This is a genomic window from Murimonas intestini (assembly GCF_024622195.1).
In the GTDB taxonomy this organism is placed as follows: Bacteria; Bacillota; Clostridia; order Lachnospirales; family Lachnospiraceae; genus Murimonas; species Murimonas intestini.
In genome coordinates, this window is record NZ_JANKBI010000001.1 from 556,180 (window position 1) to 575,227 (window position 19,048).

The window sequence follows — 19,048 nt, forward strand, 5'->3', positions numbered from 1 at the left end:
TTTTATTAGGAAGCTGCCGTAATCTCAACTTGTTTCCCACTGAAGGCAACTCCGTACTTGAAAATCGTCTTAATACCCTTGGCAGACATATCAGTATTGTACTTACGATCCTCAATCTGCGCCAAAGCCGTTTCTGAGAGTTGCTTTAATTTATCACCAGAAAAATTCTTAACAGCCTTAAGCTCAATCAAAATGCCAGGCATCTTTTCCGACTTAGGCAATAATTGAATATCGTATCGGCCTTCGCCCGACTCCCCATTCGAGCTGATGAAGTAGCGGTTATCCATCATAGCGCAGAGACCCAGAACAAATCCATGGTAAAAGTTTTCTCCGGCAGTATCGTAGCAGCTTACCGATTGAAGTAGAAGCTTGTGCATCTCCTTTTGCAGCCGCTGTACATCATTGGAAAACAACGCTTCTTGAATTGATATCGCAGTAGCCTGGGGAATGATATCCGTTAATTTCTGCAGGATCTCTTTGTTATAGACAAACGCAATCTCCTGGTTAGGCAATGCCACCTCACACATATAATCGCCGCTAAAAGCAGGCTCTACCTTTACAACTTTCAAATATCCGGCAACCAAAAGAAAGCTGTACACAGAGGAAGGGTTGTTTCGAATCTGCGGATAAATAACGCCGGTGTCAATATACGTTAGAAAAGACTCTCCCTGTAATAAAGCATTAAGGCGTTTATAGATATCTTCTCCTGCATTTGCCAGGACTTCGCCGATAATCTCGTTGCTGCCGGTTGACTGCCAAAAGGCTTTGGGCTGACAATGATTTCTAAAATAATTAATAACAGACCACGGGTTGAATATTTCCGAATCTCCAAACCGATACCCGTCGTACCATGTACAGATTTCCCCATACTTCTCTTCTGCATGATAATAGCGGGCAATCGCTTGTACCTCTGCCGGAGTAAAGCCAAAATATTCGCTATATCGACTATCCAAAATTGAATTGACTGCAAGATTATTTAACCCGCTGAAAATACTTTCTTTTGCGACACGAAGAATACCAGTTAAAAAACCATATGAAAGATGTCGGTTATCCTTCAAACCGCCTGAAAACAGGTTGCGCATAAAGAGAATCACGTCATCGTAAAAGCCTCTCATATGCCCCTGCTGGATCAGCGTATCATATTCATCGATAATAATAATCGGCGGTATCCCATAATACTCGTCCAGCATTTGAGAGAGTCTTTGCAGGGCCATCATCATGTCCGTGCTGTCCGCATTCCCCTCCATAATAGCTTTAAAATATGTTTTCTCATATTTGCTGCACTGTTCGCTTTCTAATAGCTCACTGTGGCGTTCAAACTCCTGCCTCAGAATCTTGTAGATTTGATCATAGGTTTCCTCCCAGGTTTCCCGTTTTACATCCTTAAAGGTGATAAAAATCACTGGATATTTCCCCTGATAGTCGCGGTATTTTTTTCCACATTGCCAAATCTTTTTGTCTGTGAAATAAACTGAAGTATCTTCGTCCGTCTTTTCAAAAAAGGTACGAAACATATCCATATTCAAAGTCTTTCCAAAACGACGCGGACGGGTAAACAAAGAGACCATTGGCCGCTCGTCCAAAAAATCCTTGATCATCATAGTCTTATCAACATAATAGTATTCCGATGAAGCTAACCGGTAATCCGAAATTCCAACCGGTAGCGGCAGGTTAGATGGCATTTTGCTTTTTCTATATACGCCAGTCTTAATCCGGCTGTCTGCAGGTTTTTCGGCATCTGTAGGAATCACCCAACTGCGGCCATTCTTATGAGCCCCCTTTATCCGCCCCGCTTTGCATAGGACTGTTACTCTACGTTCTGTGATCCCCCACAGCATTGCGGCTTCCTTCACGGTCATGGTATTGCACATAGTTACACCTTCTTTCTTGGAATTCCCTATATTTGAATTATACAGGAAGCTCCTAAGTTCTATAAATTAGTATACTTTCAATTCGGAATAAAATCAACATTATTCGGAACAAAGGCGGATGGCAAAATCGGCAGCATCGTGTCCAAGAACGGTTTGAGATACCAATTTATTCAAAAGACAACAAGAGCCAGGAGAATTAACCTCCTGGCTGCTTTTTGTGTAAACTGTACGGTTTATTTTTGGTTGCCTGTAATAAACATTGCGTCCCCAAAAGAAAAGAATCTGTACTTCTCTTTCACTGCGATTTCATACGCTTTCATTATCTTATCTTTTCCCGCCAATGCAGATACCAGCATCAGCAGAGTAGATTCCGGCAGATGGAAGTTTGTTATCAGCCTGTCGATCATCCTGAATTTATATCCCGGATAGATAAAGATCTCCGTCCAGCCGCTCCCCGCCTTTAAGATGCCATCTTCACCTGTGGCTGCTTCCAGTGTGCGGCAGCTGGTAGTCCCAACAGCGATTATTTTACCTCCGGCCGCCTTAGTCTCATTGATTAATTTGGCCTGATCTTCTTCCACCACATAGAATTCCGAATGCATATGATGTTCTGTCACATCGTCCACCTTCACCGGCCTGAATGTTCCCAGCCCTACATGGAGAGTCACATGCGCAAGCCTGACTCCTTTTTTCTGTATGGCTTCCAAAAGCTCAGGTGTGAAATGAAGCCCGGCTGTGGGAGCCGCTGCAGAACCTTCATGCTTTGCATACACAGTCTGATAACGGTTTTTATCCTTCAGCTGGTGAGTTATGTAGGGCGGAAGCGGCATCTGGCCCAGCTGGTCTAATATCTCTTCAAAAATACCCTCAAAAGAAAACTGTATCAGCCTGTTGCCCTCCTCAACGACCTCCAGTACTTCCCCTGTAAGCAGGCCGTCTCCAAAAGATATCACTGTTCCGGGCTTTGCCTTCTTGCCTGGCTTTACAAGCGTTTCCCATATATTATTTTCTTTCCGTTTCAGAAGAAGGACTTCAATTTTTGCATCTGTCCCCACTTTGCTTCCTATCAGCCTGGCCGGGATAACCTTTGTGTCATTTACAACCAGACAGTCGCCGGGATCCAGAAAATCTATAATATCTCTGAATACATGATGCTCAATTTCCCCTGTTATCTTATCAAGAACCAGAAGCCTGGATCCGGCCCTGTCTTCCAGAGGATCCTGTGCAATAAGCTCCTGAGGCAGGTCATAATAAAAATCAGATGTCTTCATCTATCATCTCTCCTAATCTTTCATTTACTTTTCCGCATACTTCTGCAAATAATATCATACACTATTTCCGGAGGTATTCAAATGAAAATTTATAAAAAACAGTATTTCTTCCGGGAAATCATATTTATGATAATCGCAATGGGAGCCGGAACGCTCTTTCATTTCATTTATGAATGGTCAGGCTGTCATCCTCTTGCAGGGCTGTTTGCCCCTGTGAATGAATCCACCTGGGAACACCTGAAAATGCTCTTTTTTCCAGTGCTGCTTCTGACAGTTCCTGAATACTTCTGGTGTGCCAGAAAAGCTGAGGGCTTCCTGTTCTCCAGGACTGTGGGTATCGGCTGCGGCCTGGCATTTATTGTCATCTTCTACTATACCTATACAGGCATACTGGGCACTCATTATCTCTGGCTGGACATAGCTGATTTCCTGCTCGGGGTTTTTATCACTTATTTTATAACTTACCTGCTCTTTACAAGAAAAAAAACAGGCAGCCACAGACTTGATTTCATCTGTACCTGCCTTTTGCTCATTACTGCTGTACTGTTCTTCTGCTTCACCTGGAATCCGCCTGCTATTAATCTGTTCCTGTCACCAGACACAGCCACCCCCATATAAGACATATATACAAGAATACTACAGGCTGGCTGCCGCCTCGTCCTCCTTACAGATCCGTACTTCCCCGCCATGGCTTTCCAGTACGGCCACAGCACAGTTTTTAGGAACTCCCTTGCCCCAAAAGTCGTTTGGGCTGTATTCCCGCAGGCTGTTCAGCAGGGCCCGCATAGCGGCCCCATGTGTTGCCACCAGAACTGTTTCCTGCTCTAATTCTGCCCTGCCTGTAATATCCGTTAAAAACTGCTCTGTGCGTCTGCATAAGCTGGACAGGGCCTCACCTCCGGGCGGAGGCACATATCTTCCGGGAGCTTTAAAGAAATCCTGGTAATTTTTCAGCATCCCACGGCCGCTGCCGTCATTGACCAGTCCTTCCATCTCTCCAAAACTGATCTCAATCAGACGTTCATCCTCCCGGACAGGCACATGCCTGTCCGCCAGCAGGATCCCCGCCGTCTCCTTTGCTCTTTTTAACGGGCTGGAAAAGCAAACCGTAAATGGAACACTTTTTAATGCTTCCGCCGTCTTTTTTGCAAGAAACCGGCCATTATCGTTCAATTCAATATCCGTCCGTCCCTGGAGCCGCTTCTGGACATTCCAGAGCGTCTCTCCATGACGGACAATATATATCTGCATCTCTTTTCACCTGTATGCTTTACTGGCGCAGCTCAATCCCCATGGACTCCAGCCCATTCAGGATCTTCTTCATGGCCGCTGTGATCTCCGCCTCTTCCAGTGTCTTGTCCTTAGCCCTGAATACGATTGAATAAGCCATTGATTTGTAACCTGCTTTGATCTGTGAGCCTTCATAGATATCGAACAGGGAATAGCTCTCCAGGATCTTGCCGCCCCTCTGGGCTATCACAGCCTCGATCTGTCCTGCAAGGATCTCTCTTGGAACTACCATGCTGATGTCCCTGGTCACTGCCGGGAATCTGGCAATCCCTTCAAATTTTCTGTCGAACGTGGCTTTTTCTGTTATGACCGGCATATCCAGCACTGCCACATAAGCCTTTTCACCGATCTCATAATTATCTGCCACCTGAGGATGGACCTCACCGAGGTAACCCACCACTTCACCTTCATATACGATATTGGCCTGACGTCCTGGATGAAGGAACGGCTTTCCTGCGCCCGGATCATATTCTCTCTTTTTATCCATGCCGATCTTATCAAAGAATTCTTCCACAACGCCTTTCATTGTAAAGAAATCTCCCTCACCGTACATTCCAAGAGTGAACTGCATCCTCTCATCCGGCAGCTCTGTCACCGGCACCTGCTTGGGCAGATAGATATTTCCAAGCTCATAAAGGCGGACATTCTTGTTTCTGTGATTATAATTAAATGCCAGAGAGGTCAGCATTCCGTTTAATGACACTGTCCTCATGATACTGAAATCTTCGCCGAGAGGATTTGATATCTGCACTGCGTTCCTCAGGGCAGAATCTGCCGGAAGCAGAAGCTTGTCAAATACCTTGGGGCTCTCGAAGGAATATGTCATCCCCTGTGAAAATCCGCAGAATTCCGCAATGTTCCTGGCCACCTCTTCTATACGCAGCTTAAACGGCAGCTTTCCTGTAGTCGCCTCCCCTGTGGGCAGAGTGGTGGGAATATTATCATATCCGTAGAAACGTGCCACTTCTTCAGCCAGATCAGCCATACGGAAAAGGTCATGGCGGAATGTAGGCGCAATGACTTCATTAGTTTCTTCATCATATTCCAGGCCTATTTTCCTGAAATAGTCCAGCATAGTCTCTGAGGCAATATCAGTTCCCAACAGTGCGTTGATCTTTTCCGGTTCAAATGGGATGCGTACAGCTTCTTTTACTTTTTTGTAGACATCTACTGTCCCGCCGACTACTTCTCCGGCTCCCAGCTCTTCAATCAGCTGGCATGCCCTGTCAATAGCCGCTTTTGCATTATTGGGGTCGAGGCCCTTTTCGAACTTGCCGGAAGCATCTGTACGAAGGCCTATCTTTTTACTGGAAAGCCTGATGTTCGTACCGTCAAAGCTGGCAGCTTCGAACATCATTGTCTTGACACTGTCTGTAATCATGGAATTCTCACCGCCCATGATCCCTGCAATACCTACAGCCTTTTCGCCGTCACAGATCATCAGCACAGAATCATCAAGTGTCCTCTCCTGTCCGTCCAGAGTCACAAACTTTTCATCTTTTTCGGCCCTGCGCACAATGATCTCCCTGCCCGAAATAGTATCGTAGTCATAGGCGTGCATAGGCTGTCCGTATTCTTCCATCACATAATTTGTAATGTCTACAATATTATTGATGGGGCGGATCCCGTTCGCTGCCAGGCGTCTCTGCATCCACCTAGGCGAGGGGGCTATCTTTATATTCTTTACGATCCTGGCACAGTAACGGGGACAGAGCTCCTCATCCTTTATGGTGACTTTAATATAGTCATTGGCATCCTCTGAATTTCCTGTTTCAGTTACAACAGGCGGCACAAATTCTTTTCCAAATGTGGCTGCCGCCTCTCTGGCAATGCCAATGACACTGTAGCAGTCTACACGGTTGGATGTGATCTCATATTCAAATACCACGTCATCCAGTCCCAATGCCTTAATTGCACTCATTCCCACTTCTGCGTCTTCCGGAAAAATATAGATCCCGTATTCAGGCGCTTCCGGATACATGTCACGTGTGCTTCCCAGTTCTTCAATAGAGCACATCATACCGCAGGACTCTATGCCGCGCAGTTTGCCTTTCTTTATCATCACTCCGCCCGGAGTCTTTTTGCCGTCATGGCCTCCTGCCACACGCCCGCCGTCAAGCACTACAGGGATCTTGTCGCCTTCCTTTACGTTGGGCGCCCCTGTCACGATCTGAACAGTCCCGTTTCCTGTATCTACCTGGCAGACAATGAGCTTATCCGCGTCAGGATGCCTTTCTATAGATTTGATCTGGCCTATGATGATATTCTCCAGGTCAGCATCCAGAGCCTCATATCCCTCCACCTTTGTCCCTGAGAGGGTCATTGCATCTGTATACTCCTGGGCAGTCACGTCCAGTTCCGGTACATATGCCTTAATCCAAGATAATGAAGTATTCATATTTATTTTCCTTTCTTAATTTGCTGTATTTAATTATCCGGCATTATGAATGCCAGTCTGACATATTCTAGAACTGTTTCAGGAAACGGATATCGTTTTCATAGAGCAGCCTCATGTCGTCTATCTCATATTTCAGCAGCGCGATACGCTCTAACCCTACACCGAAAGCAAAACCGCTGTATACATTAGGGTCTATCCCGCACATTTCCAGCACATGGGGATGCACCATGCCGCAGCCCAGTATCTCGATCCAGCCTGAGCCCTTACAGAACCTGCATCCCTTACCTCCGCATTTAAAGCAGGACACATCCACCTCTGCGCTCGGCTCTGTGAACGGGAAATGATGTGGGCGGAATTTTGTCTTTGTCTCCGGCCCAAAAAGTTCTTTTGCAAATTCTTCCAGGGTGCCTTTTAAGTCAGCAAAGGTGATATTCTTGTCAATCACAAGCCCTTCAATCTGATGGAAGGACGGGGAATGCGTGGCATCCACCTCATCAGAGCGGAATACCCTGCCCGGAGCTATCATACGGATAGGAAGCCTGCCCTGCTCCATCACACGTGCCTGGACAGGGGAGGTCTGTGTACGCAGAACGATATCTTTATTCACATAGAATGTATCCTGTTCATCTTTCGCTGGATGGTTCGCTGGAATATTCAGCTTCTCGAAATTATAAAGGTCATACTCTACCTCAGGGCCTTCTACCACTTCATACCCCATTCCTATGAAGATGCGCTCAACCTCTTCCAAAGCAATCGTATTCGGATGGCGGTGTCCCACATTATTCTTCTTTGCCGGGAGAGTGACATCGATGACTTCCTTTTTTAACTGCTCTTCTCTTGCCCTTGCTTCCAGTTTCCGCTTTGTCTCTTCCAGCAGATTTTCTATAGCAGTCCTTGTATCATTTACCATCTGGCCCACAATGGGTCTTTCCTCAGCCGCCACATCCTTCATACCTTTTAATACGGCAGTCAGCTCGCCTTTTTTTCCAAGGAAAGCGACGCGGACATCATTGAGCTTATCTAGTGCATCGGAAGCCTGGATCTGCTTCATGGCTTCATCTTTGATTGCCTGCAGTTTTTCTTTCATCATTTTTATTCTCCTTTTATTCTTCTGATTCCGACATGCATGAAAAAAAGCTCCGCCCCTAAAAATAGGGACGAAGCTGATATCCGTGGTACCACCCTGCTTCCTGTCTGTGACAGGCACTTTGTCCGCTTAACGCGCGGTCTCGTCATTTCTTACACATGCACTGCTCTCCCCACAGGGATATTTCTCTTATGCATTTCGGAAATGAAGCTCCGGTGGGAAATTCACATAACCATCTGAACTTAAGGAAGCTTACAGCCGGTGACTCCCTCTCTCTGCAAGAAAATGATTTGCTACTTTACACCTTCACAGCTTTTCATGACATGTTTGTTATGTCCTATTCTACCACATCTTCTAAATCTGTCAAGATTATTTCTGGAAATGCTTTGACCAGCATTTTATGTAAAGGATACAACAGGAGCCTTCAGTATACCTGTCGGTTTTATCTGATATTCATAAGCCCACTGCTGGCCAGCAGTCCTCCACGCATTCGGTCCCGGCCACGGTTCTGTATCATTGCAGTTATGGAGGGTTCCAAAAGTATTGATCCTGTTGCCGAATGCTGTGAGCTTCAGTACATGGCTGCCAGCCCCGGCTTTCAAGCATGCACAGTAAGGCGCAAAGGCGATCGACTGGCCCTCCCCGTCATCCAGCGCAGCTTTCATAAGCGGTGAACGGAATCTGCTGGCTTCCACCTTCAGCATCCCGTCTGCCGGAAGCTGTACAGGTATCTGGTACTCTACGTTTCCGCCATAGAAAGGCAGCCCCTGTACAGTTATATCCCCAAATGCCAGTGTCCTTACGGGTGCCGTCAGAACAGCTCTGGAGCCTTTCACTCTGACCCCGAAATCGCCCAGAAGGAACATGTTTTCAATATTCTCTTTCCTGCGGTATGGAATTCTGACAATCAGCTCATTATTTCCTTTTCGGACAGTTCCCAGCCTGCGGCGGATGATCTCTCTGTCAACATACCACCCATCCTCCTCAAAAGGAATCTCCTCACCATTTAATATTACTTCTGCAGTCTTATTTTCCAGGGCAAGCACGACCGGGCTTATCTCCTCTTCTGAGAATATCTCAAACCGCAATGAAAGTGTATGCTCCGCTTTCTCCTCCTCCTGATCCAGCCAGGGCTGTGCGAATGCCTCCATCCTGAGCGGGAACTTCAGGCTGCGGCGGAATTCATTATCGATGCGCAGTATCTCTTCCCTCTCATTCCACTCACCATCATCAAAAGCGTATTCTGCCTGATCCAGCACAAATACATTTGGTTCAGAGAGGCTCACCGGCACTTCAGGCGGTACAGCCAGGTCGTCCCAGGCTGTCTCATCTGTTTTCTCCAGTCCTGCCGCCTTTTCGTCCGGCTCCCCTGAAGCTGCCTCTGCCACATCAGCTGGAAGCAGGTACAGAAGAAGGCTGTCATGGTCATACATTTCCCTTTTCAGGATCGTTTTCCCTTCCCTGTACTCAGGAAGAAGCTCTTCCCTGCTGCCGTCCAGCGGTTCATAATGCATTACCCTGTATGTACCGTCAATAGTGACAGTCAGTGTTTCCTTCTTTGGCAGGTCAGGATTCTCCATTTTATTTACATGGGCCAGGAATAATATCTTTTTATCCTCATCATCTCTCATCTGATATATGAGGTTTTCAGCCATCAGTCCTTCCCCGTTTCTGACTTCCAGGGTCCTCTCCGGCTCCAGGGCAGTAAGGAGGCTGTTCCTTGTAAATGGGATGCAGGTGCACTCCCTCACAAACTCCTCCACCTCTGCTGACGGACAGGCATCCAGAAGCCTGGGTGTCTCACCTGCGAAAATAACCTTTCCTCCCTTTGACTTCCATGCTTTTAAGCGGTCCAGGGTAGATTTCCTGAGTGTCACGCAGTTCGGCACCAGAACGGCCTGATAATTCATCTCACCTACTGTGAACATGTCACTTTCAGACATTTCAGGATGATTCTGCTGAGGAAGGAGAGATTCACTGATAAAGTCAAAATCCAGGAACCCGTACAGCAGCCAGTTGATGAGCTTTTCAAAATTCTCATCCATCTCCTCCCGTATGCCGCCTGTCTTCTCCTCTGAGCCCCAGTACAGCCAGTATGACTCCACAGGATGTATCACGCCGATCTTCACATCAGCCTTACCTCTTGTCATCAGTGTATTCACTCTTGAGAAATAATCCTCAATATATTTATATTCCCTGTACCACGGAGACTGGTATCCGATACAGGCCGGATAGTCCCTCTTGGCCTCTCCTGCCATGGAAGTCCAGGTCAGATGATGAACGCGCACAGTCACGCCCAGGGCGGCCTGCCAGTCCCCCTGCAGCTTATGGCCCCTGAAGTCAAAATCCCAGTTTGTGACTCCGTATAATTCACTTAAGACACCCGGGTATCCAAACTGATGTGAGGCGCTCTGCGCCTGCTTTGCAGTGGACAGTTCTCTTCTGTCACAGAGCATGTCGATCCCCGGAAGCTGGAAGGAACGGTAGGAACGCATCGCTTCACCCAACGCAGCTGTCTGTGATTTAAGTGTCGGCTCCTCCATCATATGGCCGGTAAGCATAATATTATGGTCCCTGCACCATTCTCCTATGGTATCGGCAAAAGCATCGGCAAATCTTTCACAGATGTGGTCATGATACTGGTAGCGGATCTGTGATATCTCATCCGGCCCTTTTTCCCAGAAGAGCTCCGGCAGAGAATCCAGAAGGCTGTGTCCGTAAGCCTCCGTGAAGGTAACCTCCAGATCATCTGTAAAAGGAATAATCACTTCCATCTTGTCATCAGCATAATTAAGCCTTGTTTTATGGCAGAACTGCGGCTCATCTGTAAAGATTGCCGGAACTGATTTTCCAAACTCATCACCCAGCTCCCTGTAATATGCCTCGTGTGTCACCTCGATAAATCTTTCAATAGCCTTTCTGTCCAGGGTGTTTACGTATGACTGGTTATTAAACCAGGGATTGTCCCCTGATATTTCCAGATAGGCAAACCATTCATCCCATCCCTCATCAGGCGTTTTATCTTCAGGAATCCTCTCATATGCTGCCAGCCAGCCGTCTTTGAGCCGAACCTGGTAATGTGCTATAAGCCTGCGGTTCTCACTGCGCACAGCCTGACCGCTGGATGACAGATCATTTTCCTTCTTCAGCCCTGTAAGCCTTTCCGGAGCAAAGACCAGGAAACGGATCCTGTATCTCTCATCCTTTGTCACAAGTCCTCCGCCTGCCCCTGACGGCCATCTGTCTTCATCATACAGCCAGGTTATCATCTCTTTGTCCCTGAACTTCTGATTTGCGTCTTTTACAAGATCCAGGAACTCCTGGCTCATATAAGGATTATTCATTCCTGTGCGGCAGTGTATATGTCCGCCTCCCATCCCCATATCTTCCAGCGCCTGAACGATCATCGAGACTTTCTCCTCTGTCATCTGGCAGTTCCATGCCCAGAAAGGAGTCCCCCTGTACTCGCTGGTCGGTTTTTCAAACAGACTGTCGCTTAAAGGTCCCTGATTTTTAGGATACAAATTCATTTTGTGCTACCTCCCGTTAATTAATATAATGTTTTTATATGAGGCTTTCTTCCCCGTCCTTCTCCATGTACTCTGTAGGGCTTATCCCCGTTACAGACCGGAATATACGGCTGAAATAAAACTGGTCCCCATAGCCCACCATAGCCGCTACATCCTTAATATAAAGACTGCTCTTGTCTTTCATGATCTCTTTTGCTTTTTCTATCCGAAACAGATTTAAAGTCTTATTAAATCCCATGGTGCTGTATTTCCTGAACAGGCGGCTTAAGTATGTCTGTGAGATCCCAAACACCTCACAGATATCCTGGGGAGACAGTGGCTCTGCCAGATGCTCCCGCAGATATTTGACTATCTTCTCAAAAAATTCAGGAGTATCTATCTTGATCCTCTTTGCCTCTTCTGTCATGCTCCTGCCCAGTATCTGCCTGATGTTGTCTGCCAGGCCCTCCATATCAGCGGCATAATAAAAAGCCTCATCAATGAAATATTCGCACATCTCGATGGATTCGTCAAGAGCGTGATATCTGCGGAAGATTCCGAACATCTCCCTCACCTTATCCTCAACCCAGAGCTGTGTATGCCCCTCCTCCTTCCATTTCATAAAACAGCATTTTATTTCCTCCTGGATCTTATTATTTGGAGCATGATCCTTTACCAGGATCTCCAGCCTGTCCAGATATGGGTTCCAGATCCCGCTTCCCGTATTTGCTTTCTCATCCAGATTCTGCCCCTCCTTGACAATCACCTGTTTTCTCCCGATGATAAGACTGTAATCCAGAGTCTGATAAAGCATCTTAATCACCTCCGGCAGTTGTATGGCGGGCACAGCCTCCTCCCGCAGCACCATAGTATAATAAGCTGCAGAAGCCTTCTCTTTTTCCGCCATATGGGTCATCAGCTGATAAAAGCTGTTGTGGAACAGAAGCTCCCTGGGGCATATGTAAAGCGCTTCCATCTCGTCTCTTCCATAGACCATCATCTGCTCATCCCTGATAGAAAATATCTCTATTCCCCTGGAATTCACAAAACGCCTCGGCAGCCCGTTTTTCCTGAAGAGCGCCACATAATACTCTGAGCTTGGAAAAAATCTGGCAAACTTTTTTTCGTCCGGCAGAATTCCTCTGCACATTTCCCGGATCATCCTGTTGCGCCTCACATAATATGCCTCATCCAGTTTCCCCTGAATGACTCTCATCCGCTCCTGAAACGTGGAAGGCTTGACAGGCTTCAGGATATAATCACAGACACCAGAGCGGAGCGCCTCCCTTGCATAGTCAAAATCCTGATAGCCGCTTATTATAACAGACAAGATCTCAGGATATTTCTCCCCTATCCTTTTCACAAGCGTTATCCCGTCCATGACAGGCATTTTCACATCCGTGATCAGCACATCCGGCTGCAGCTTTTCTATCTGCTCCAGCGCACTCCTGCCATTATCAGCAGTTCCAACCACCTCAAAGCCCGGACATTTAATCTCTATGATAGTGCATATATGCTTCATAGCTGCCGGTTCATCTTCTGCAATAAAAACTCGATACATAAACCTTCCTTTCAGCTCAGGGATGCTCCAAAAACAATCTGGGCACCGTCCTCATTATTTTGGATATTAAAAACCAGATCATCTGCGTTGAGCAGATAGAGCCGGGCATATGTATTGATCAGTCCCATACCGCCGATCTTCATCTCCACATGCTGCCGGTTGGTGGTCAGATCCTTTCTGATCTTCTCCAGGCTTTTTTCCAGGTCTTCCATGACCTGCGCCTTAAAGCCTTCGCCATTATCCCGGACACTCACATACCAGCGCCCATCTTCCTGCCATCCTGTCACACAGATTTTCATGATTTTGCTGCTGTTTTCAAACCCGTGAGCTATGCTGTTCTCTACCAGCTGCTGAAGGACCAGCTTCGGCAGTATCTGCCTTTCGATCTCCTGATCAATATTTATCGTATACTCCAGCTTATGCTCATACCTGTACTTTAAAAGTGAAAAGTACAGCTTCAGGAAATCTGTCTCATCTTCCAGCGTGGCGTACTTCTCTTTCGTATCTGTCGCGTACCGGAGCATCCCCGCCAGATCATCACAAATGTCACATATGACCTCATCGCCGCTTAGAATGCCTCTGTTTGAGATCACATTCAGCACATTATAGAGGAAATGCGGATTGACCTGCGCCTGCAGCATGTCAAACTGCGCCTGCAGCTGCAGGAATGAAAGTCTTTTTTCCTGAAGGATCGCTCTGTTCAGCCTGAGCTTCATCTCTTCATATACACGTGCCATTTTCTGGAATTCATCATTGGGGTCATCAAATTCCAGAGGCTGGTCCAGTGTCTCCAGCTGTGTATCCTGTATAGCCTTCTGCAGCCTGTGCATAGGCTTTGTCAGGCGCTTTGTGGCGATCATTACATATCCAAGCGACAGGAGCATACCACCGCCTATCAGAAGAAGAGATATCACATAGATATATCCTGCACCTTCCCTGAGCACCCCTGCGTCCTCCAGAACAAGGATCATAGTATCTGTCTTTTTATTATATATTCCGGCTGCCAGGCAGCTGTTCCCCTGCCCGTCTTCATACTTCCCGGGCGGTATATCCTGTATTCCAAGGAACTGCCTGTTAAATTCCACGTCCTGTTCCCTGTTCTGGAACAGGATCTCACCTGCGCTGTTCATCAGGCATACATCCATGCCCAGATCGGCCGCCTGAAGCACACGGGCTACATCGTCCATAGTTTTCTGGACCTCAATGTACCCCATATCCTTCCCCTGTATCTGCTTTACAACAGAAAAAACTTCAGGATTATCACGTTTGCCCCATGTATCTCTATGAGCCCCCATGATCGTAAATGTATCGGGATTCTCCCTGGCCCTCTCATACCAGGGCATCTCTTTATAATCAATGCCATTTATTATCTGCCGGTCCAGCCAGTTGTTGCTTGCTATAGGCAGGCATCTGTCATTGCAGAAAACCACGCGGTAAAATTTCCGTGTGATATAATCCGTACTTATCTGTACCTGGATCGTCTTTTCAGCCTGAGCCAGATAAATATCATTTTCCGCCTTATCCTCCATGTAGGAGATCCCTGTAATGGCAGAGAGTGTATCCCTGTCACTGAGCAGGTATTGGCTTACATCCTTCATGGACTGGATCATCTCTTCATACTGCTGCTCCAGCTGTCTGGCAGTGATCCTCAGCTTCTGGTTCTCCTGCTCTGTAAGCTTTGACATACTTACAGAATAATAAATGCTTCCGGCTATACAGGCAATCAGTGTCCCGAGAACGGCATACACCACGATCATTTTGGTCTGAAATTTCATCGCATCCCCTCCAAAACTGTCAGTATTGTCCATTATAGCACGAAAACATTTATCTGGCTCCTGTTTTTTATCCTTTCACGGAACCTGCCACCATACCGTCTACAATACGCTTATTAAAAATAATAAATACAATAAGCATCGGGACTGTGATCAGTATTACGTCAGCAAACAGGAGATTGTAGGAATTTGAATACTGTCCCATAAAATTATAAAGCGTCAGCTGGACAGTGGCATTTTTACTTCCCGGAAGGAAGTACAGCGGATTAGTAAAGTCATTGAAGATGCCTACCGCATTCAATATGATTACTGTCGCTGTCACCGGTTTGAGCAGCGGGAAAATGATCTTTCCAAACAGGCTTGCACGCTTGCAGCCGTCAATATATCCAGCCTCCTCCAGCTCTACAGGGATGGTTCCTATGAAGCCGCGGTAAAGCATAACATCAAAGGGGATCTGCAGCGCGATCTCCACCATCACCATTCCAAATAAGGTCCGGTATACATGCAGCCCCTGCATTACCCAGATAGTAGGCAGGATAGCAGGCGGGATCATCAGCCCTGTCATGATGACAAAGTTTACAATGCTCATGGTCCTGTCTTTTCTTCTCTGGAGCACGTATCCGGCCATAGAGCAGACTATGATAAGCCCTAATACTGAAAGGACCGTCAGCAGGAAGCTGTTTTTAAATGCTGTCAGGACAATGTAATTATTTGCCTCAAAAACCTTTTTATAATTTTCCCACAGGAATTCCTTCGGGAGAGCCATGCTGAGCAGATTGGCCTCGCGCCTGTCCTTCAGGGAGTTTATGAACATGAAAAGAAACGGGAAAACAAATATCACGATAGCTGATACCATACCGATAATATCACCCAGAAGCAGCAGTCTCTTTCTTTTTTTCATGCTAGTCTACCTCCTTACTTAACAGGAATTTCTGAAGCGGGAACGCAAGAACGGCAATCAGCACAAACATGATCACATTGCCCGCAGTGGAGAGCCCGTAGAAGCCTGCAGCATACTGTTTGTAAACAATGGATGCCATAACGTCCGTCGCAAAACCGGGGCCGCCCCCTGTCATAGCCCAGATCAGGTCAAAGCTTCTCATACCACCGATAAATGAAAGGATGATAACGGAATTCATTGCCGGGCGGCAGAGAGGAATCGTGATGCTTTTTAACCGCTGCCAGCCGCTGGCGCCGTCTATCGATGCAGCTTCATAAAATGTCTTGTCAATGGATGCGATACCTGCCACATAAATTACTGTTGCGATAGATACGCCCTTCCAGACATCTGTTGCAATGACCGAAAATAATGCCAGGTTGATATTTCCCAGCCAGTCGATCCCTGTCCCTCCGAAGAATTCAATAACTTTATTGAAAATACCTTTTGACGGATGCATAAATGCTGTAAATGTTATTCCGATCGCTATGGTGCTGACCAGGTTCGGAAAGAATACGATAGACCGGATGATATTTTTTGTCCTTATTGCACTTGAAAGGAAAACTGCGATCAAAAATGCAAGGATAACTTTTAAACCAGATGTAAGCACTGCATAGATCAGTGTATTTTTTATACCGATATTCAGAGAACGTTCTGAAAAAAACATTTTAAAATTATCCAGGCCCACAAATGTGAAATTTTTAAAATCCCAGACAGTCATACTGAAAAACAGGGACGTTATCATGGGGATTATAAAGAAAATAAGAAAAATTAACATTGCAGGGGCCAGGAACCAGGTAGAATAGATTTTCTTTTTATTCATATTTCATTCCCTCTCTGTGTAGTAAAAGGCCAGCCGCCTTTATAGACAGCTGGCCCTTTTATATACCACTTTTATTTCCAGTCAAGTCCAAGCTGCACAGCCTGTTTCTTACAGTCTTCATCGTAAGCTGCTGCCGCCTCTTCCGGTGTGGTCTGTCCTGAGCCGAGCTCCTGGCAGATAGCCGGGCAGTTAGCACCTTTTACCGGTGTTAAGAATTCAAGTGCCAGAGCTGTCTTTCCTTCGTCAAAGTATTTCTGCATATCTACCTTAACTGCGTCGTAAGCTGTATCCGGCAGCTGATATCCATTGTGGTACGGTCCGTCAGGAAGCACTTTTTCTACATAAGCATCGATTGCTTCATCTGAAACCCAGAATTCCATGAAACGTTTAATATCATCTACCTTATCTGTATTCTTATTTCCATAGATAGCGCCTGCTGCCCATACAGTAAGCCCTGTCTCTTCCGGTGTATCTCCAGGGATCGGGAAGAAGCCTATTTTATTTACTTCGTCGCCGTACAGAGAATAAATATTGCGCAGAGCCATTGTCAGCATGATGTAATGTGCGCCTTCGCCGTTAACAAGCATATCGCATGCGTCATTATAATTTGTTGCAAGATAATCTTTGTTATAATACGGTGTAGTCGCTGCGAGCTTCTGCCAGCTTCTCAGGCCTGCCTCAGAGGTAGCGTATTTCTTTGTGCCTGCTGTAAAGCCTTCCGGGAAATCCGGCTCCTTCTGAAGGACTGCAAAGTTATCTGCCAGATATGGCACCTGAGCTGTCCAGCTCTCACCAAAAGAACCGATCAGAGCATTTTCACCAGCTTCTTTTAAGACGTCACAGTTTGCAATGAACTCATCCCAAGTCTCCGGCACTTCCAGATTATATTTCTCATATACTTCTTTGTTGTACATTACGCCGCCTGCTGAACTGCTTCCAAATGGTACGCCGTAAAGCACTCCGTCAACGCTTGCTGCTTTTGTGAAAGCTTCATCAAATGTAGATGCCACAGAGGAATCTGTCATATCAATAAAGTATTCAGACGGATTCAGCGCTGATAAAAGAGAACCTGAATTATAGATACAAAGATCAGCCATATCGCCGGAAGCCAGCCTCGTCTTTACGATATTGTCCCCCTCATCTCCACCGGGGCGGATCTCTACGTCTACATGGATACCGAGCTTTTCCTCAGCCAGGGCGAGTACTGCTTCATACCCGTCGGGCTCAGTGCCGTTATCTATGAGCATCGTAAGTGTGACTTCCTCTCCTGAAGCTGTTTTGTTCACTTCATTTTCTACTTTTTTGGCTTCCGCTGAATCATCCTCTGCACTCTTACCGCTGCCGCACCCTGCCAGACTTCCCGCTGCCAGCGCTGCTGCCAAAAGCAATGCCGTCACCTTTCTAAACTTCATAATACCTTCCTCCTTCTTTCTTCTTTGTGATGGAATAATCATAGCATGGATAAACTACTTTTATACATGGACAATCCTGCACTTCTCCATGAAAAATAACAGTAAAAAAAGCCATCCCACACAAAGATGACTTTTTTCTCCATGACATTTGCATTTTTCTCCATACATTTTCGTTCAAAAGCTCCTGCCCATTCCTGCTGTGAGCCATCCCGGGCCCTCTATTTCCCGCACCGTCAAATACCTTCAAAATATCCATATGGATCTTCCAGATATATATTGATCTCAGCCCCGATAAAAAGCAGCCACATACAGAAATACAGCCACAGCATGATCATGATGACTGTGGTCAGGCTCCCATAGATCCTTGACATCTGTCCCACCATTTCAAAATAGATGGAAAAACCGTATGAAAAAATAGACCAGGTAAAAGCCGTCACAATTGCGCCCGGAAGCTGGCTTAAAACATGAACATGCCTCCTGTTGGGCAGCAGCACATACATGCCCCAAAAAAGCAGAGCCAGGATAACAAGCGTCACCACTGTCCTGACACTGATAATGAAACCCGAAAACTGCTGTAAAAACGGAACGTTTGAAAGCAGGGCCTCCTGGATCTTATTACCGAATACAAGAAGGACCATAGCCAGGATCAGCGCGATCATAAAAAACACAATATAAAAGGCAGACCTCAGACGCATATAAAAATAATTTCTCGTCTCATCAATATGATAAACAGAGTTAAGCCCCTTTGTCATGGCCAGCACAGCCCTCCCGGCCGCCCAGACGGCAGCTATGGCAGTTCCCGACAATATTGCCGTAGACCTTGTAAACAGCTCAGACACGATACCCTGAAGATAATCTCTGAACGACTCCGGCATAAAATCCATTATCATCTCCATCACCTGGGGCGATGTCAGGGGGGTATACTGCAGCATAGAAAGCAGCATCATGAGGAACGGAATAAAACCCATGATGATAAAAAAAGCGGACTGGGCAGCGTAGGCGTCTACTCTGTCTCTGCTGACTCTCCTGGAAAATTTCCAGCACCAGAGAATTACTTGCTTTATTTTCTTCATTATAAACCTCTGTATTTTCTTCATACCTCATAATACCACTTTTG

Annotated in this window: 14 protein-coding genes and 1 other annotated feature; of the genes, 1 reads left to right on the forward strand and 13 read right to left on the reverse strand. The window is 46.4% G+C overall.

Annotation, left to right across the window (positions count from 1 at the left end; genetic code table 11):
- Nucleotides 1-5: 5 nt before the first annotated feature.
- Both NSB28_RS02595 and queA read right to left on the reverse strand, forming a co-directional pair.
- Nucleotides 6-1,871 (reverse strand): AAA family ATPase, encoded by a 1,866-nt coding sequence (locus NSB28_RS02595; protein ID WP_109624347.1) that lies wholly within the window; start codon nucleotides 1,869-1,871, stop codon nucleotides 6-8.
- 233 nt (nucleotides 1,872-2,104) lie between these two features.
- Nucleotides 2,105-3,142 (reverse strand): tRNA preQ1(34) S-adenosylmethionine ribosyltransferase-isomerase QueA, encoded by a 1,038-nt coding sequence (queA, locus tag NSB28_RS02600; protein WP_109624346.1) that lies wholly within the window; start codon nucleotides 3,140-3,142, stop codon nucleotides 2,105-2,107.
- Nucleotides 3,143-3,223: 81 nt separating this feature from the next.
- On the opposite strand from queA, the gene NSB28_RS02605 reads away from it, so the two are divergent.
- Nucleotides 3,224-3,760 carry a DUF6512 family protein gene (locus NSB28_RS02605; RefSeq protein WP_109624345.1) on the forward strand — a complete coding sequence of 179 codons (537 nt, stop codon included), beginning with the start codon at nucleotides 3,224-3,226 and terminating at the stop codon, nucleotides 3,758-3,760.
- 18 nt (nucleotides 3,761-3,778) lie between these two features.
- On the opposite strand, the gene NSB28_RS02610 is transcribed toward NSB28_RS02605, so the two are convergent.
- The 11 genes from NSB28_RS02610 to NSB28_RS02660 form a co-directional block, all read right to left on the reverse strand.
- Nucleotides 3,779-4,393 carry a histidine phosphatase family protein gene (locus tag NSB28_RS02610; protein ID WP_109624344.1) on the reverse strand — a complete coding sequence of 205 codons (615 nt, stop codon included), beginning with the start codon at nucleotides 4,391-4,393 and terminating at the stop codon, nucleotides 3,779-3,781.
- Nucleotides 4,394-4,412: 19 nt separating this feature from the next.
- Complete coding sequence (pheT, locus tag NSB28_RS02615) at nucleotides 4,413-6,830, reverse strand: phenylalanine--tRNA ligase subunit beta (RefSeq protein WP_109624343.1); 2,418 nt, start codon at nucleotides 6,828-6,830, stop codon at nucleotides 4,413-4,415.
- 67 nt (nucleotides 6,831-6,897) lie between these two features.
- Nucleotides 6,898-7,917: a phenylalanine--tRNA ligase subunit alpha gene (pheS, locus tag NSB28_RS02620; RefSeq protein ID WP_109624792.1), complete on the reverse strand. Its 1,020-nt coding sequence runs from the start codon at nucleotides 7,915-7,917 to the stop codon at nucleotides 6,898-6,900.
- Nucleotides 7,918-7,980: 63 nt separating this feature from the next.
- Nucleotides 7,981-8,236, reverse strand: a binding site (T-box leader).
- Nucleotides 8,237-8,315: 79 nt separating this feature from the next.
- Nucleotides 8,316-11,447 (reverse strand): glycosyl hydrolase, encoded by a 3,132-nt coding sequence (locus tag NSB28_RS02625; RefSeq protein ID WP_109624342.1) that lies wholly within the window; start codon nucleotides 11,445-11,447, stop codon nucleotides 8,316-8,318.
- A 34-nt stretch (nucleotides 11,448-11,481) separates the two neighbouring features.
- Nucleotides 11,482-12,987, reverse strand: a complete 1,506-nt coding sequence (locus NSB28_RS02630; protein WP_109624341.1) for a response regulator transcription factor — start codon at nucleotides 12,985-12,987, stop codon at nucleotides 11,482-11,484.
- 11 nt (nucleotides 12,988-12,998) lie between these two features.
- Complete coding sequence (locus NSB28_RS02635) at nucleotides 12,999-14,762, reverse strand: cache domain-containing sensor histidine kinase (protein ID WP_257497410.1); 1,764 nt, start codon at nucleotides 14,760-14,762, stop codon at nucleotides 12,999-13,001.
- 67 nt (nucleotides 14,763-14,829) lie between these two features.
- Nucleotides 14,830-15,660 carry a carbohydrate ABC transporter permease gene (locus tag NSB28_RS02640; RefSeq protein WP_109624339.1) on the reverse strand — a complete coding sequence of 277 codons (831 nt, stop codon included), beginning with the start codon at nucleotides 15,658-15,660 and terminating at the stop codon, nucleotides 14,830-14,832.
- A gap of 1 nt (nucleotide 15,661) precedes the next feature.
- The gene (locus NSB28_RS02645; RefSeq protein ID WP_109624338.1) at nucleotides 15,662-16,519 is read right to left on the reverse strand and encodes a carbohydrate ABC transporter permease; all 858 of its coding nucleotides are present in this window, start codon (nucleotides 16,517-16,519) and stop codon (nucleotides 15,662-15,664) included.
- 71 nt (nucleotides 16,520-16,590) lie between these two features.
- Nucleotides 16,591-17,931: an ABC transporter substrate-binding protein gene (locus tag NSB28_RS02650; protein ID WP_109624337.1), complete on the reverse strand. Its 1,341-nt coding sequence runs from the start codon at nucleotides 17,929-17,931 to the stop codon at nucleotides 16,591-16,593.
- Nucleotides 17,921-18,187 carry a hypothetical protein gene (locus tag NSB28_RS02655; protein ID WP_109624336.1) on the reverse strand — a complete coding sequence of 89 codons (267 nt, stop codon included), beginning with the start codon at nucleotides 18,185-18,187 and terminating at the stop codon, nucleotides 17,921-17,923. Before NSB28_RS02655 ends, NSB28_RS02650 begins: the two co-directional genes overlap by 11 nt.
- Entirely contained in the window at nucleotides 18,165-19,004 is an 840-nt protein-coding gene (locus NSB28_RS02660) for a YihY/virulence factor BrkB family protein (RefSeq protein ID WP_257497411.1), read from the reverse strand. Before NSB28_RS02660 ends, NSB28_RS02655 begins: the two co-directional genes overlap by 23 nt.
- Nucleotides 19,005-19,048: the final 44 nt, after the last annotated feature.